The sequence below is a fragment of the Rhizobium sp. 62_C5_N11_2 genome, from assembly GCF_051811185.1.
GTDB classification, from domain to species: Bacteria; Pseudomonadota; Alphaproteobacteria; order Rhizobiales; family Rhizobiaceae; genus Rhizobium; species Rhizobium leguminosarum.
Map to the genome: position 1 here is coordinate 4,201,157 of NZ_JBPWPW010000001.1, position 14,225 is coordinate 4,215,381.

Annotated in this window: 17 protein-coding genes; 12 read left to right on the forward strand and 5 right to left on the reverse strand. The window is 61.2% G+C overall.

Going from position 1 to position 14,225, the window contains the following annotated elements:
• Positions 1-31: 31 nt before the first annotated feature.
• Positions 32-256, reverse strand: a complete 225-nt coding sequence (locus tag AB8B31_RS20665) for a hypothetical protein (protein ID WP_018243978.1) — start codon at positions 254-256, stop codon at positions 32-34.
• Between the two features lie 493 nt (positions 257-749).
• On the opposite strand from AB8B31_RS20665, the gene ffh reads away from it, so the two are divergent.
• From ffh to AB8B31_RS20715, 10 genes are all read left to right on the forward strand, one after another.
• Positions 750-2,333, forward strand: coding sequence for a signal recognition particle protein (gene ffh / locus AB8B31_RS20670; RefSeq protein WP_018243979.1), 1,584 nt, complete (start codon positions 750-752; stop codon positions 2,331-2,333).
• Positions 2,334-2,349: 16 nt separating this feature from the next.
• Positions 2,350-2,670 carry a chorismate mutase gene (locus AB8B31_RS20675; protein ID WP_018243980.1) on the forward strand — a complete coding sequence of 107 codons (321 nt, stop codon included), beginning with the start codon at positions 2,350-2,352 and terminating at the stop codon, positions 2,668-2,670.
• 48 nt (positions 2,671-2,718) lie between these two features.
• Complete coding sequence (gene rpsP / locus AB8B31_RS20680; protein ID WP_018243981.1) at positions 2,719-3,090, forward strand: 30S ribosomal protein S16; 372 nt, start codon at positions 2,719-2,721, stop codon at positions 3,088-3,090.
• Positions 3,091-3,203: 113 nt separating this feature from the next.
• Positions 3,204-3,773 (forward strand): ribosome maturation factor RimM, encoded by a 570-nt coding sequence (gene rimM, locus AB8B31_RS20685; protein ID WP_026188551.1) that lies wholly within the window; start codon positions 3,204-3,206, stop codon positions 3,771-3,773.
• 4 nt (positions 3,774-3,777) lie between these two features.
• The gene (gene trmD / locus AB8B31_RS20690; RefSeq protein ID WP_018448261.1) at positions 3,778-4,461 is read left to right on the forward strand and encodes a tRNA (guanosine(37)-N1)-methyltransferase TrmD; all 684 of its coding nucleotides are present in this window, start codon (positions 3,778-3,780) and stop codon (positions 4,459-4,461) included.
• 335 nt (positions 4,462-4,796) lie between these two features.
• Positions 4,797-5,345, forward strand: a complete 549-nt coding sequence (rplS, locus tag AB8B31_RS20695) for a 50S ribosomal protein L19 (RefSeq protein ID WP_018448262.1) — start codon at positions 4,797-4,799, stop codon at positions 5,343-5,345.
• A 145-nt stretch (positions 5,346-5,490) separates the two neighbouring features.
• Positions 5,491-6,288, forward strand: coding sequence for a basic amino acid ABC transporter substrate-binding protein (locus tag AB8B31_RS20700; protein WP_018448263.1), 798 nt, complete (start codon positions 5,491-5,493; stop codon positions 6,286-6,288).
• Positions 6,289-6,304: 16 nt separating this feature from the next.
• Positions 6,305-7,117: an amino acid ABC transporter permease gene (locus AB8B31_RS20705; RefSeq protein ID WP_047620271.1), complete on the forward strand. Its 813-nt coding sequence runs from the start codon at positions 6,305-6,307 to the stop codon at positions 7,115-7,117.
• A 283-nt stretch (positions 7,118-7,400) separates the two neighbouring features.
• Complete coding sequence (leuC, locus tag AB8B31_RS20710) at positions 7,401-8,810, forward strand: 3-isopropylmalate dehydratase large subunit (protein ID WP_018243987.1); 1,410 nt, start codon at positions 7,401-7,403, stop codon at positions 8,808-8,810.
• A gap of 323 nt (positions 8,811-9,133) precedes the next feature.
• A complete protein-coding gene (locus AB8B31_RS20715; protein ID WP_026230958.1) occupies positions 9,134-9,481 on the forward strand; it encodes a hypothetical protein in 348 nt (115 codons plus the stop codon).
• Positions 9,482-9,562: 81 nt separating this feature from the next.
• Here the strand turns inward: AB8B31_RS20715 and AB8B31_RS20720 are convergent, their stop codons facing one another.
• Both AB8B31_RS20720 and AB8B31_RS20725 read right to left on the reverse strand, forming a co-directional pair.
• The gene (locus tag AB8B31_RS20720; protein WP_028733565.1) at positions 9,563-10,393 is read right to left on the reverse strand and encodes an aldo/keto reductase; all 831 of its coding nucleotides are present in this window, start codon (positions 10,391-10,393) and stop codon (positions 9,563-9,565) included.
• Between the two features lie 131 nt (positions 10,394-10,524).
• Entirely contained in the window at positions 10,525-11,046 is a 522-nt protein-coding gene (locus AB8B31_RS20725; RefSeq protein ID WP_018448267.1) for a L,D-transpeptidase family protein, read from the reverse strand.
• Between the two features lie 167 nt (positions 11,047-11,213).
• Here AB8B31_RS20725 and AB8B31_RS20730 point away from each other — a divergent pair, with 167 nt between their 5' ends.
• Positions 11,214-11,897, forward strand: a complete 684-nt coding sequence (locus tag AB8B31_RS20730) for a response regulator transcription factor (RefSeq protein ID WP_011653914.1) — start codon at positions 11,214-11,216, stop codon at positions 11,895-11,897.
• Between the two features lie 139 nt (positions 11,898-12,036).
• A complete protein-coding gene (locus AB8B31_RS20735) occupies positions 12,037-12,492 on the forward strand; it encodes a cyclic nucleotide-binding domain-containing protein (RefSeq protein ID WP_018448268.1) in 456 nt (151 codons plus the stop codon).
• A 33-nt stretch (positions 12,493-12,525) separates the two neighbouring features.
• Here AB8B31_RS20735 and AB8B31_RS20740 read toward each other — a convergent pair whose 3' ends face one another.
• On the reverse strand, positions 12,526-13,329 hold the full coding sequence (locus tag AB8B31_RS20740) for an exodeoxyribonuclease III (RefSeq protein WP_026230959.1): 804 nt from the start codon (positions 13,327-13,329) through the stop codon (positions 12,526-12,528).
• Positions 13,330-13,430: 101 nt separating this feature from the next.
• The gene (locus tag AB8B31_RS20745; protein WP_018243993.1) at positions 13,431-14,099 is read right to left on the reverse strand and encodes an outer membrane lipoprotein carrier protein LolA; all 669 of its coding nucleotides are present in this window, start codon (positions 14,097-14,099) and stop codon (positions 13,431-13,433) included.
• Between the last annotated feature and the right edge of the window lie 126 nt (positions 14,100-14,225).

The window sequence follows — 14,225 nt, forward strand, 5'->3', positions numbered from 1 at the left end:
TGCTGACCCCTTCGAGGCAGCAGTTCGGCTTTTACCGCTGCGCACCGTCGGGATCGAAGGACGCAGCATGGGCTTCGACAATGGCTGCGGTGATGACCTTTCTCAGCTCGTAGACCAGCGAGCGGGACCGTTTGCGATCCAGATCCTGTGCCGCCTTCGCAAGATTCAAGCCTTCGTTCAGAACAATATGATGGGCCCGCGCCAGCGCCCAACTCTCAATATCAAGATTTATCATTCGATATCTCCGCCGATTCATTCGGCATCAAGGATATTCACGAATCATTTTACAGGACGCACTTAAGTAGAAAGTAGAATCATAAGCAGAATAATTTGCAACTGGCCCCTCCAGCGAATTCGGGTCGCCAATCGGAATTTTTGCCAGCAAAAATCGGAAAAATCAGGCGGAGTGCGGAAGCCAATACAGAGGTCGGCTTGAACACGTACTTTCGTGCGTGTCCAGCGGCACATTCCGGTCGCGCCCATGTCACGCCGGCTTTGAAAAGTCGCCATGCGGTCATTTGCCCGCATTCACCTTGACTTTCGCCCGACTTTCCTGTTTATCGCGCCCAATCCGCGACGAGCCACACGACTCCGAGCCGCCGACCGGGACCTGAGATCCCGGAGGTCAACACCCGACAGCGCGATGCGCCCTCGGGTGCTTTTTGGCTTTGCGTCTTGTTTTCGTCAAGGAAAAGCACGACGTTTCCGGGCATGTAAAAACCCGCCCGAAACGTATCAAGGAAGAGCCGATGTTTGAGAACCTCCAGGACCGTCTTGGATCCATTCTGAATGGACTGACAGGCCGTGGCGCGCTTTCGGAAGCCGATGTTTCCGCAGCGCTGCGCGAGGTTCGCCGTGCGTTGCTGGAGGCCGACGTCGCGCTCGACGTCGTGCGTTCCTTCACCGACCGCGTGCGTGAAAAGGCCGTCGGCGCCGAGATCCTGAAGTCGATCAAGCCCGGCCAGATGGTCGTCAAGATCGTGCATGATGAACTGATCGAGATGCTGGGTGGCGAAGGCGTCGGCATCGACCTGCATGCGGCCGCCCCGGTCGTCGTCATGATGGTGGGTCTGCAGGGCTCCGGCAAGACGACGACGACGGCGAAGATCGCCCATCGCCTGTCGACGCGCGAGAAGAAGAAGGTGCTGATGGCATCGCTCGACACGCGCCGTCCGGCAGCCCAGGAGCAGCTTCGCCAGCTCGGCGCGCAGGCCAACATCGACACGCTGCCCATCATATCAGGCCAGTCGCCGACGGATATCGCCACCCGCGCCGTGCAGGCGGCTAAGCTCGGCGGCCACGACGTCGTCATCCTCGATACCGCCGGCCGCACGCATATCGACGAGCCCTTGATGGTCGAAATGGCCGACATCAAGAAGCGCTCGAACCCGCATGAAATCCTGCTGGTCGCCGACAGCCTCACCGGTCAGGACGCCGTCAACCTCGCCCGCAGTTTCGACGAACGTGTCGGCATCACCGGTCTGGTGCTGACCCGCATGGATGGCGATGGCCGCGGCGGTGCCGCCCTTTCGATGCGCGCCGTCACCGGCAAGCCGATCAAGCTGATCGGCGTCGGCGAGAAGATGAGCGAGCTGGAGGAGTTCCATCCCCGCCGCATCGCCGACCGCATCCTCGGCATGGGCGACATCGTTTCGCTCGTCGAGCGCGCGGCTGAAAACATCGACGCCGAGAAGGCGGCCGCCATGGCCGCCAAGATGGCCAAGGGCAAGTTCGACCTCGACGACCTCGCCGACCAGCTGCGCCAGATGCAGAAAATGGGCGGCATGGGCGGCATCATGGGCATGATGCCCGGCATGGCGGGCATGAAGGACAAGATGGCCGCAGCCGGCCTCGACGACAGACTTTTCGGCCGCCAGATCGCCATCATCCAGTCGATGACCAGGGCCGAGCGCGCCAATCCCGACCTGCTCAAGCATTCGCGCAAGAAGCGCATCGCCGCCGGCTCCGGTACCGATGCCGCCGCCATCAACAAGCTTCTGAAGATGCACCGCCAGATGGCGGACATGATGAAGATGATGGGCGGCAAGGGCAAAGGCGGCATGATGAAGCAGATGATGGGCGGCCTTGCCGGCAAGATGGGGCTCGGCGGCATGGGCGGTATGGGTGGCGGCATGCCCGATCTCTCGAATATCGATCCCCGACAGCTCGAGGCCCTGCAGAAGCAGGCCGAAGCGGCGGGGCTTGGAAAGCCGGGTGGGGGTATGCCCGGTCTCGGCGGTCTGCCGGGTGGTTTGTCGGGCCTCGGCGGCGCCAAGCTGCCGGGCCTTGGCGGTGGTTTCCCGGGATTGCCCGGATTGCCGAAGAAGAAGTGAAAGGATCGCTTGCCCCATGAATGATCCAAACGTCAAAGCCCAGCTCGCGAGCTATCGTCAGTCGATCGACAATATCGATGCCGCTCTCGTGCACATGCTGGCCGAACGCTTCCGCTGCACCAAAGAGGTCGGCGTGCTGAAGGCCAAATACAATCTGCCGCCGGCCGACCCGGCGCGCGAGGAATACCAGATCGAACGCCTTCGCCAACTGGCGAAAGCCGCCAATCTGGATCCGGATTTCGCTGAGAAGTTTCTGAACTTCGTCATCAAGGAAGTCATCCGGCATCATGAGCAGATCGCTGCGGATCACGCTGAACAAAGCGCCGCGGCCCGATAACCGTACCGCTCAAGAAAGCGGTCAAGAAAAGCCCAAGGAGTAAAGAACATGGCACTGAAAATTCGTCTCGCCCGCGGTGGCTCCAAGAAGCGCCCGTACTACCACGTCGTTCTCGCCGATGCGCGCAGCCCGCGTGACGGCCGCTTCCTCGAAAACCTCGGTTCCTGGAACCCGATGCTTGCCAAGGACGATGAGAAGCGCGTTCAGCTGAACGCCGAGCGCATCAAGCACTGGATCGAAAACGGCGCTCAGCCGACCGACCGCGTTCTGCGCTTCCTCGATGAGGCCGGCGTTGCCAAGCGCGAAGTCAAGAACAACCCGGTCAAGGCAAAGCCTGGCAAGCGCGCCCAGGAGCGCGCCGCCGAAAAGGCTCAGAAGGTCGCTGACGCCGCCGCTGCTGCCGCCGACGCCGCGGAATAATCGGGACATTCCCTTCGAGCGGGCGGCATGGCGACATGCCGCCCGTTTTCGTTTCCAATCGCCCGCACTTCGTTTATGAGAAACCTGTCTTTCGGCTTCACATGAAGGAACCCATGACAAAGCTTGAAAACCCCGTTCTGATGGCGACGATCGGTGGCGCGCAAGGCCTCCGGGGCGAGGTGCGCGCCAAGGCCTATACGGCCGATCCCAGCGCGCTTGGCGACTACGGCCATCTCCACAGCATGGACGGCCGCAGCTTCGAAGTCCTCGAGATCCGCGAGATGAAGAATGTCGTCGTCGTTCGTTTCCGCGGCGTCAACGACCGCAATGCCGCCGAGGCTCTGAACGGACTTGAACTCTATATCGAGCGGGACAACCTGCCGGACGAGGAGCTGGAGGACGACGAGTTCTACTATGCCGATCTCGAAGGGCTCGAGGCGCGGGACGACAAGGGTGTCAGTTATGGCACGGTCACCGGCGTTTTCGATTTCGGCGCCGGCGACCTGCTGGAACTCAAAGGTCCGGGCAAACGCCCGGTGCTGATCCCCTTCTCCGAAGCCTCGGTGCTGGAGATCGACCTTGAGGCCGGCACGCTGCTGATCGATCCGCTGGCGGCGGGTCTGGTCGACGATCCGGAAGAGCTTTCGAAATTCACCCCGGACAAGCCGAAAAAGAAGAAGTGACGCCATGGTTTTCCGGGCGAGCGTGCTGACACTTTATCCGGAAATGTTTCCGGGGCATCTGGGCTTCTCGCTCGCCGGCAAGGCGATGGAGCGGGGGCAATGGTCGCTGGAGGCGGTGCAGATCCGCGATTTTGCCACCGACAAACACCGCACCGTCGACGACACCCCGGCAGGCGGCGGCGCCGGCATGGTGCTGAAACCAGACGTTCTCGCCCGCGCGATCGATAGCGCCTCAGAAAACGATCCCCGCCCACGGCTGCTGATGAGCCCGCGCGGCCGGCCGCTGACGCAGCAGCGTGTGCGCGAGCTCGCGGCCGGCGACGGCGTCATCATCGTCTGCGGCCGCTTCGAGGGCGTCGACCAGCGGGTGATCGAGGCACGCGGACTGGAAGAGGTCTCGATCGGCGACTACGTACTGTCAGGCGGCGAGCCGGCGGCGCTGATCGTGCTCGATGCGATCGTCCGCATCCTGCCTGGTGTCATGGGCAACGATCTTTCCGGCCTGCACGAAAGCTTCGAAGGCGGACTGCTGGAACATCCGCATTATACCCGGCCGCAGGAGTGGGAAGGCCGGGAAATCCCCGCAATCCTCACCTCCGGCAACCACGGCGCCATCGAGAAATGGCGGCATCAGGAAGCGGTGCGGCTGACCCGGGAGCGGCGGCCGGATCTGCTCGAAAAGGGCTAGCCTATCGGCTCGAAAATCGGATCGATTTTCCGAAGGCACGACGTGTAGATTCAAAACGGTACAGCGTCCTTTGCGTGTCAGAAAAAGACGCGCGGCGCTGTAAAGTGAGAAAAACGGCTGATTTCGCAGCCCTTTTCACAAAAATGCCGCCCAAGGGATGACAAGCCCTGGCCTTTCGTGTATTGGCGCACGCGGAAATGGGGTTTATCCCCGTCTGCCAGCAAACAAAGAATGGCGAATCCGCTCCCGCCCTTGATGGGCAAAGTCCTGAGGCCAGTTCCGAAGGATCAGTGTTGAGCGCTCTGGCTGTTTCAGAAGAACCAAAGGTTAAGACGATGAACATCATTCAGCAGCTTGAGGCCGAACAGGCCGCCAAGATCGAAGCCAAGCGCACGCTTCCCGAATTTTCCCCGGGCGACACCGTCCGTGTCAACGTGAAGGTCACGGAAGGCAGCCGTACCCGCGTTCAGGCCTATGAAGGCGTCTGCATCGCCCGCTCCGGCGGCGGCCTGCAGGAAAACTTCACGGTCCGCAAGATCTCCTACGGCGAAGGCGTCGAGCGCGTATTCCCGGTCTACTCGCCGATGATCGAAAGCGTCGACGTCGTTCGCCGCGGTAAGGTCCGTCGCGCCAAGCTCTATTACCTCAGAGATCGTCGCGGCAAGTCTGCCCGTATCGTTGAAGACACCGGCGTCCGCGCCCGCAAGCTCAACGACGCCGAGCGCGCCGCTATTGCCGAGGAAAAGGCACGCATCGAAGCTGAAAAGGTCGCAGCAGCTCAGGCGCTCGCCGCCGAGAAGGCAGCAGCCGAAGCTGCGGAAGCCAAGGCCGCTGCTGAAGCAGCAGCAGCCGCTGCCGCCGCAGCGGAACCGGCAGCAGAATAAGTTCTGCGCTACGCAAAATTCTTTGCTTGGAAAGGCGGCCTTCGGGTCGCCTTTTCTAATTTTTGTTTCGGCACGCAGCCGGCGGCCTTGCCTCGGGCCTATCTTCCGTGACAGTTTTTGCCGTTCAATTTAGGGGAACCGTTCAATGTTCTTTCGCCGTACCGTTCTTGCGAGCTTCGCCGCCCTTGCTCTTCTGCCCCTGGCCGCATCGGCCGCCGAACTGCCTGATCTTGGCGGCAAGAGCGTCGTCGTCGTCACCGAGAATGCCTATCCGCCGCTGCAGTTCGTCGATCCGAAATCCGGCAAGGCGATCGGCTGGGAATATGATGCGATGAACGAGATCGCCAAGCGGCTGAACGTCAAGGTCGAATTCCAGAACACCAGCTGGGACGCGATGATCCAGGCGGTTTCCGACGGCCAGTACAACATCGGCATGACCGGCATCACCATCAAGGAAGACCGCAAACAGAAAGTGGATTTCTCCGACCCCTACATGCGCTCGCAGCAGTTCATGCTGGTGCGCGGCGACGAGAAGCGCTTCACTGACGCCAAGTCCTTCGGCGAATTCAAGGACGGTCTGGTGGGCGCGCAGCCCGGCACCACGCCCTTCTACACCGCGGTCTACGAAGTGCTTGATGGCAACGAGCAGAACCCGCGCATCAAACTCTTCGAAACCTTCGGCGCCACCGTCCAGGCCCTGAAGGCCGGCGACGTCGACGTTGTGCTGACCGACGGCACAGCCGGCAAGGGCTATGTCGATGCCTCGAACGGCGCCCTGAAGCTGATAGGCGAACCGCTCGGCACGGAGGATTTCGGCTTCATCTTCCCGAAAGGGTCCGATCTTGTCGCCCCGGTCAATGCCGCCATCACCGCACTCAAGGCCGACGGTACGCTGGATGCGCTGAACAAGAAGTGGTTCCTCGACTACAAGATGGGCGAATGACGCCGAGCTGCAGCTGATGGCCTTGCGACCATCTCCCGACAGATACGTCAAGGATGACTATCCCTGGTGGCTGGTCGCGCTTGTCGCGATCGGCCTCGTCCTTGCCGCCGTCATCGTCACCAACGATATCTATGCCCAGGTCTTCCGCACCGTCGTCAACGGTGTCGGCATCACCGTCTTCGTCACGCTGGTCGCCTTCGTGCTCGCAACCGTGCTCGGCCTCGGCATCTGCCTGCTCGGCATGGCCGACAGCCAGGTATTGCGTCAGATTGCGCGATTCTACATCGAGATCATCCGCGGCATCCCGATTCTCGTACTGTTGTTCTACGTCGCCTTCGTCGGCGCGCCGGCCCTGGTCGCAGCCTATAATTTCCTGATTTCGCCGCTGGTGACATCAGGCATGGCCGAGCCCATCCTGGTGCGCGACCTCTCGCTGATGTGGCGAGCGATCATCGCCCTGACGGTCGGCTATTCCTCCTTCATCGCCGAAATCTTCCGGGCCGGTTTCCAGTCGGTCGATCTCGGCCAGATCGAGGCGGCCAAGGCCCTCGGCCTCTCGCGCTACCGGCGCTTCCGCTCGGTCGTCTTCCCGCAGGCGATCCGGGTGATCTTCCCACCCCTCTCCAATGATTTCGTCTCGATGGTGAAGGACAGCTCGCTCGTCTCCGTGCTCGGCGTCGCCGACATCACCCAGATGGGCAAGGTCTATGCCGCCGGCTCCTTCCGCTTCTTCGAAACCTATTCGATCGTCACCTATATCTATCTGATCCTGACGATCGGCCTGTCGCTGGCGCTGCGGCGGACGGAGAAATGGATGAAGTCGCGGTGACTGCGCCAATGGCCGCATCACCGAGGGGTCTCAGAAGGCCGCCTGATGATTCAAATTGAAGCCGCCGCGAAAAATCGCTATATGCAGGGCCATGGAATCCAAGTTCAGATGCATTGGTGCGCATATTTTCGTGCTGCAGGACCATCATCGCCTGCCGGCGCGGTTTTTTGCGTGCGTGTCCGGTGCGCTCAACAGCCGACTTCGTTGATCGAATGACGGCCGGCGGAGCCTGATCTGCCATTTCTCGATTTTCCAAAAGCTTTAGAAAAACGGACTTAACGCCATGAGCGCACCGCGTACCCTCTACGACAAGATCTGGGACGATCATCTGGTCGACGAACAGGCAGACGGCACCTGTCTTCTCTACATCGACCGTCATCTGGTCCACGAAGTCACCTCGCCGCAGGCTTTCGAAGGCCTGCGCATGACCGGCCGCAAGGTTCGCGCGCCGGAAAAGACGCTCGCCGTCGTCGACCATAACGTCCCCACCTCGCCCGACCGCCATCTCGGCATCAAGAACGAGGAAAGCCGCATCCAGGTGGAAGCGCTGGCCACCAATGCCGCCGAATTCGGCGTCGAATATTATTCGGCAAGCGACAAGCGCCAAGGTATTGTTCACATTGTCGGCCCGGAACAGGGCTTCACCCTGCCCGGCATGACCATCGTCTGCGGCGACAGCCATACCTCGACGCATGGCGCCTTCGGCGCCCTGGCGCACGGCATCGGCACCTCAGAGGTCGAGCATGTGCTGGCGACCCAGACGCTGATCCAGAAGAAGGCAAAGAACATGCTCGTGCGGGTCGACGGCGTGCTTCCGCCGCACGTCACCGCCAAGGACATCATCCTTGCCATCATCGGCGAGATCGGCACGGCCGGCGGCACCGGCCACGTCATCGAATTTGCCGGCGAAGCGATCCGCGCGCTGTCGATGGAAGGCCGCATGACCATCTGCAACATGACGATCGAAGGCGGCGCCCGCGCCGGCCTGATCGCCCCGGACGAAAAGACCTTCGAATATATCAAGGGCAAGCCGCGCGCGCCGAAGGGCGAGGCGCTGGAACAGGCGATCGCCTACTGGAAGACGCTGCAGACCGACGAGGGCGCTCATTACGATCGCGTCGTCGTACTCGATGCCGCCAGCCTGCCGCCGATCGTTTCCTGGGGCTCTTCGCCCGAGGATGTCATCTCCGTCCAGGGCATCGTTCCGAACCCCGACGACATCCAGGACGAAACCAAGCGCACCTCCAAGTGGCGCGCGCTCGATTATATGGGCCTGAAGCCGGGCACGAAGATGACCGACATCACGCTCGACCGCGTCTTCATCGGCTCCTGCACCAACGGCCGCATCGAGGATCTGCGGGAAGTCGCCAAGGTCGTCGAAGGCAAGACGGTTGCCCCAACCGTCGACGCGATGATCGTGCCGGGCTCCGGCCTCGTCAAGGAACAGGCGGAAGCCGAGGGCCTCGACAAGATCTTCAAGGCCGCCGGTTTCGACTGGCGCGAGCCGGGCTGCTCCATGTGTCTTGCCATGAACGACGACCGCCTGAAGCCGGGCGAACGCTGCGCTTCGACCTCGAACCGCAACTTCGAAGGTCGTCAGGGCTTCAAGGGCCGCACGCACCTCGTCTCGCCGGCAATGGCAGCCGCAGCCGCGATCGCCGGGCACTTCGTCGATATCCGCGAGTGGAACTGATCTGATCCGGCCAACGGATGAGATTGAAAGCCGCCCGATACGCATCGGGCGGCTTTGCATTTTATGGCGTCTGACGCTTCGACACCCACATGTTGCGATCCGCACCGCTCCGCGCCTTCTCCCACGCGCAGCTCTGCAGCCCTCTGAATTGCTGTGCTAAAGCGCGTGGCGGGCGAGCCCGTTTGTGCATGGCCCGCCTTCCCAATTTCATCCTTTCGGGCAATCGACATCGATAAATTCCTGTGGCCTCATCGATAATCAGGCGCGACACGCGACAGATACCGTTCAGGCTTCGGCGAACACCGCGCCATCGGGGAAGCGCCATGAGGCAGAAATTGGTAGTGAGTTTACTGCGAGCCAGCCTGATCATGTTTGCACCGCTGGCATCGATCGACGCCGTCGGCGCCGCGCCGATGCATCCAGCCATACCGACAGTCACGGTCGCCTCGGACCAACTGCTGCAGGTCGCGCAGAAGAAGATACCTTCACTTAACGGATATCGCGGCTACAGCAGTGGCCGGCCCGGCTATATCAAGAGCGCCAATGGTTATTGGTATCCCTCACGCGCCTTCGACGATTATACCGGCTCAATTGGAAGACCGCAGAGCCTGGGCAATAGCTGCAGTTACGGCTTCGCGCCGACCAACGGATCGTCCAATTGCAATTATTGACTGAAGGCTGCATGCCTCCGTCAAGTGCGGCCGCCCGGGTGATCTCTCCTCCGGGGCGACCGCTGATGCCCTCGATAGTGCTCAGAAGGCGGCCGTCATCGGATCCGGTCCCATGCGGGCGCTGGCGCTGTCGAGCTTGGCGATCGCGGCCATGTCGTCGGCATCGAGCTTGAAGTCGAACACCTGGAAGTTCTCCTCGATGCGCGACGGCGTCACCGATTTCGGGATGGCGACAAGGCCGGTGTCGATGTGCCAGCGAATGATCACCTGAGCCGGCGTCTTCTGATGCTTTTTGGCGATCTCGCCTATATCAGCGTTCGAGATGAACTTGCCCTGGCCGAGCGGGCTCCAGGATTCGGTGGCGATACCAAGCTTCTGATGAGCCTCCTGCGCCGCCTTCTGCTGGAAATCGGGATGCAGCTCGATCTGGTTGATGACGGGAACGACGCCGGTTTCGCCGATGATACGCTCGAGATGTTCAGGATAGAAATTCGACACGCCGATCGAGCGGGCGCGACCCTCTTCCCGGATGCGCACGAAAGCCTTCCAGGTCTCGGTATAAAGGCCGCGATGCGGCGACGGCCAGTGAATGAGATAGAGGTCGACATATTCGGAACCGAGCTTCTTCAGGCTGCCGTCGAAGGCGCGCAGCGTATTGTCATAGCCCTGATCGGTATTTCTGAGCTTGGTGGTGACGAAGATGTCCTTGCGGTCGAGGCCGGAAGAACGGATGCCTTCGCCGACGCCCTCTTCGTTGTCGTAACCGGAAGCCGTATCGATGTGACGATAGCCGGCGGCGATCGCAGTGCGCACGGTGGGAGCGGCAATATCCTGCGGCGTCTGCCAGACGCCGAGGCCGACTTGTGGAATGGAATGTCCGTCATGGAAAGTGATGATAGGTTGAGCGGTCACAATATATCTCCGGGAGTTTGAAGAATTGGACGAGGCATGAATTGCGCCCGCGCTTGCGGACGTCCCTGAACGCATTTCAGCCGGAGCGTTCGGTCACCGGAAGCATATAGGCGACCGCATCCGGAAGACAATCAGACGACGCGGACAATCGTTCCCTTTCGAAGGTGGGGCAGCAGGCGGCGCATGTCACGCAGGCTTACCGCCACGCAGCCTGCCGTCGGCTCGTAGCCTGGCCGGATGAGATGGAAGAAGATCGCCGAGCCGCGATTGCGCGCACGCGAGGAAATGTTCCAGTCCATTACCAGGCAGATATCGTAGAGCCCGTCGCTGCGCCGCATCTCCTCATGACTTGCCCGGAACGGCGCCCTGACGAGGCGGTTGTAGCTGGCATTGCCAGACTGATCGCACCAGAGCATGTCAGGACGGATGCGGCGGATGGAAAGCGGGGTGACGAGCCGGCCGTTCCGCTCGCCGCGCCGGAAGCCTGATATCAGCCTCATCGAGGCGATTGGCGTAGCGCCGTCACCCTCGCGTTTCATCACCGTGCGGCCGGAGCGGCCGATCGCAGCGGGCACGGTGATGGCGCCGAGCCGGACGATCGCCCGGCTCTTGCGCCCCGGCGCAGGACGCACCACGATCGTCGACGCCGTCATACTCGGCCTCTGCCTTGCTTTTTCCATTTTTCTCGCATGTCGTGCCTTGTCTGGGGCTTCGATTGAAATCATATCGAAACTGGCCCGGCAACAGCCCGTTGCCCGATCCTTGCCAAACCAGGAATTTGGCGTAGGACTAGGGGACTTAACATGAGGACGCAAACGGCATGACCGCACGCACCATTCTTCTGGTGGATGACGACGATGACCTTCGGCAGACGCTGACGGAGCAATTGTCGCTGTATGAGGAATTCACGGTTCTGCAGGAAGCCAACGCCGGCAAAGGTGTCGCGACCGCCCGCTCGACCCCGATCGACCTGCTGATCATGGATGTCGGCCTGCCCGATATGGACGGCCGCGAGGCGGTGAAGCTGCTGCGCAAGGGCGGCTTCAAGGCGCCGATCATCATGCTGACCGGCCACGATACCGATTCGGACACGATCCTCGGTCTCGAAGCCGGCGCCAACGACTATGTCACCAAACCTTTCCGGTTCGCCGTGCTGCTCGCGCGCATCCGCGTGCAGTTGCGCCAGCATGAGCAGAGCGAGGACGCGACCTTCACCGTCGGCCCCTATCTCTTCAAGCCGAGCCAGAAGCTCCTGACCACCGATAATGGCCAGAAGATCCGGCTGACGGAAAAGGAAGCGGCGATCATCCGCTATCTCTACCGCGCCGAACAGAAGGTCGTCACCCGCGACGTGCTGCTCGAAGAGGTCTGGGGCTATAATTCCGGCGTGACGACGCATACGCTGGAAACCCACGTCTACCGCCTGCGCCAGAAGATCGAGCGCGATCCCTCCAATGCCGAAATCCTCGTTACGGAAAACGGCGGCTATAAGATCATACCCTAGAGCATTTCCGTTTTTCTCCGAATCACGGAAATGCTTTATCTCTTTGTTTTCACGCAATTCCCGGCAAAAACGCTTCACGCTTTGCCTGGCAAAACCGCTAGGCACTTTTGCTGGAATTGCTCTAAGGCGAAAAGCCCGCATGGCGCTGACCGACGACATCCACATGCTCGCGCAGCTTCCTCTGTTCAAGGACATGAACGAGGATCAACTGCGGTTGATTGCCTTCGGCGCCGACCGGCGCATGATCGCTGCCGGCCAGATGCTGTTTCGCCAGGGCTCACCCGCCGAGAGCGCCTATGTCATCCTCAGCGGCAGCCTGGAGCTGAGCGCGACGAGCAGCGACGGTATGCAGAGGACAGGGGGGATCGCCGGTCCCGGAACCCTGGTTTCCGAGCTGGCGCTGGTGACGCTGGTGGAGCGCAAGTTCACCGCGGTAGCGCGCGAGGACACCAGTATCATCCGCATTACCCGCGCCCTCTTCCACCGGCTGATCGAAGAATATCCAGACGCAGCCCGACTGATCGAGAACCGGATCCGCGACAATCTCGCCGAGCTTGCGGCAAAGGCCGCAAGCCAGTTCTACCGCTTCAGCTGATCTTGATAGAGGCCGCGCCTCCGAGAGGATGCGCTAGAAATCGAAATGCGCCGTCACCGGCACGTGGTCGGAAGGACGATCCCAGCCGCGCGCCTCCTTCAGGATCTCGATTCGCTTCAGGTGCGGCCCGAGATCCGATGACGACCAGATATGGTCGAGACGGCGGCCGCGATCGGCCGCCTCCCAGTCCTTGGCGCGGTAGCTCCACCAGGTGTAGAGCTTCTCGTTTTCGGGCACATGCTGACGCATCAGATCGAGCCAGGCGCCGCGCTTCATCACCTCGAGCAGCCCCTCGGTTTCGACAGGCGTATGGCTGACGATCTTCAGAAGCTGCTTGTGCGACCAGACATCATGCTCCAGCGGCGCGATGTTGAGGTCGCCGACGAGGATGGCTGAGGTGTTGGCCTCGCCGTTGGCTTTCAGCAGCTTCATCTCCTCGATGAAATCGAGCTTGTGGCCGAATTTCGGATTGATCGTGCGATCCGGTTCGTCGCCGCCGGCCGGGACGTAGAAATTATGCAGCCGGACGCGACGATTGCCGTGCTCGAAGATCGCCGAGATGTGGCGCGCATCGCCGACGCCGCAATAATCCTGCCGGTGATCCTCGGTCAACGGAATGCGCGAGGCGATCGCCACGCCGTGATAGCCCTTCTGGCCATGGATGATGATGTGATTGTAGCCCATCGCCCGCAGCGGTGCCGCCGGAAACAGCTCGTTCGTCACCTTGGTTTCCTGCAGGCAGAGGATATCGGGCCTGTGCTTGAGAACGAGCTGCTCGACGATCGGCATGCGCAGCCGCACCGAGTTGATGTTCCAGGTGGTGATCGAAAAGCCCATGCCCATACCCTCTCACGCTTTCATGAAAGGGCTTTAAAACAAAGGCGGACGCGAGGGAACCGGCCGCGTGCAAAAGCGGCCGGCGATCAACCGAAAAGGTTTCAGTCGCGCGACTGAGGCGTGCCTGGAATGGTCTCATAGGGCACGCGGAAGACGCGATCGTCGAACTGCACGCCGGTTTTGACGTTGAAGATCATCACCGAGGTGTCCTTGCCCTGATTGTCGGTGATCGTCCACTGACGCAGGTCGTAGGTCTTCGGGTCGAACATCATGGTGATGGTAGAGTTTCCGAACACCGTATTGTTGCCGAGCGCGATCGTCGTCAGATCAGACTCTTCCTTCACGCCCTTCACCATGCCGGCCGACAGGTCGATATGCTGCGCCAGGAGCAGGCTGAGCGGGGTCTTGGAGAGCGGATAGAGATCCCAGGTCTTGAGCTTCGTATTGCCGATGGCGACATTCTTGCCGTCGGCGATCACCCGCATCGGCGACGGATCGTCATAGTTGAAACGCAGCTTGCCGGGACGCTGGATGAAGAACTTGCCGCCGGTCTGTTCGCCGCGCGGGCCGAACTGCACGAATTCACCCTGCATCGTCGTGACGCCGGAGAAATGATCGGCGATCGCCTGCGCCGTGCCGGAGGCGGGAGCTGCCGCCTGCGCGTAAGCGCCGAGGGGAATGGCGCTCGCCATCGCAGCAACGGCGAAGGCGCCGAGAAGGTCGCGGCGCGTTACCGTCAGGCCGGAGAGGAAGGTATCGGAGTGACTCATCTAAATCTCCTTTATGCCATCTGCATGCTGCCGAAAGGCGGCGTCTTCAAGGCGTTGCGATCGGCCTGCGAGAGGTAACGGCTTCGATGCTATCAGGTTTCCGCAAAAGCGGCTGCATCGGAAATA

Excerpts from the sequence above, each read along its gene's own strand:
- leuC (WP_018243987.1), top strand. The coding sequence starts at position 7,401 with ATGAGCGCACCGCGTACCCTCTACGACAAGATCTGGGACGATCATCTG.
- AB8B31_RS20665 (WP_018243978.1), bottom strand. The coding sequence starts at position 256 with ATGAATCGGCGGAGATATCGAATGATAAATCTTGATATTGAGAGTTGG.
- rimM (WP_026188551.1), top strand. The coding sequence starts at position 3,204 with ATGACAAAGCTTGAAAACCCCGTTCTGATGGCGACGATCGGTGGCGCG.
- ffh (WP_018243979.1), top strand. The coding sequence starts at position 750 with ATGTTTGAGAACCTCCAGGACCGTCTTGGATCCATTCTGAATGGACTG.
- AB8B31_RS20715 (WP_026230958.1), top strand. The coding sequence starts at position 9,134 with ATGAGGCAGAAATTGGTAGTGAGTTTACTGCGAGCCAGCCTGATCATG.
- trmD (WP_018448261.1), top strand. The coding sequence starts at position 3,778 with ATGGTTTTCCGGGCGAGCGTGCTGACACTTTATCCGGAAATGTTTCCG.
- AB8B31_RS20675 (WP_018243980.1), top strand. The coding sequence starts at position 2,350 with ATGAATGATCCAAACGTCAAAGCCCAGCTCGCGAGCTATCGTCAGTCG.
- AB8B31_RS20730 (WP_011653914.1), top strand. The coding sequence starts at position 11,214 with ATGACCGCACGCACCATTCTTCTGGTGGATGACGACGATGACCTTCGG.
- AB8B31_RS20735 (WP_018448268.1), top strand. The coding sequence starts at position 12,037 with ATGGCGCTGACCGACGACATCCACATGCTCGCGCAGCTTCCTCTGTTC.
- AB8B31_RS20745 (WP_018243993.1), bottom strand. The coding sequence starts at position 14,099 with ATGAGTCACTCCGATACCTTCCTCTCCGGCCTGACGGTAACGCGCCGC.
- AB8B31_RS20725 (WP_018448267.1), bottom strand. The coding sequence starts at position 11,046 with ATGACGGCGTCGACGATCGTGGTGCGTCCTGCGCCGGGGCGCAAGAGC.
- rplS (WP_018448262.1), top strand. The coding sequence starts at position 4,797 with ATGAACATCATTCAGCAGCTTGAGGCCGAACAGGCCGCCAAGATCGAA.
- AB8B31_RS20740 (WP_026230959.1), bottom strand. The coding sequence starts at position 13,329 with ATGGGCTTTTCGATCACCACCTGGAACATCAACTCGGTGCGGCTGCGC.
- AB8B31_RS20705 (WP_047620271.1), top strand. The coding sequence starts at position 6,305 with ATGGCCTTGCGACCATCTCCCGACAGATACGTCAAGGATGACTATCCC.
- AB8B31_RS20700 (WP_018448263.1), top strand. The coding sequence starts at position 5,491 with ATGTTCTTTCGCCGTACCGTTCTTGCGAGCTTCGCCGCCCTTGCTCTT.
- rpsP (WP_018243981.1), top strand. The coding sequence starts at position 2,719 with ATGGCACTGAAAATTCGTCTCGCCCGCGGTGGCTCCAAGAAGCGCCCG.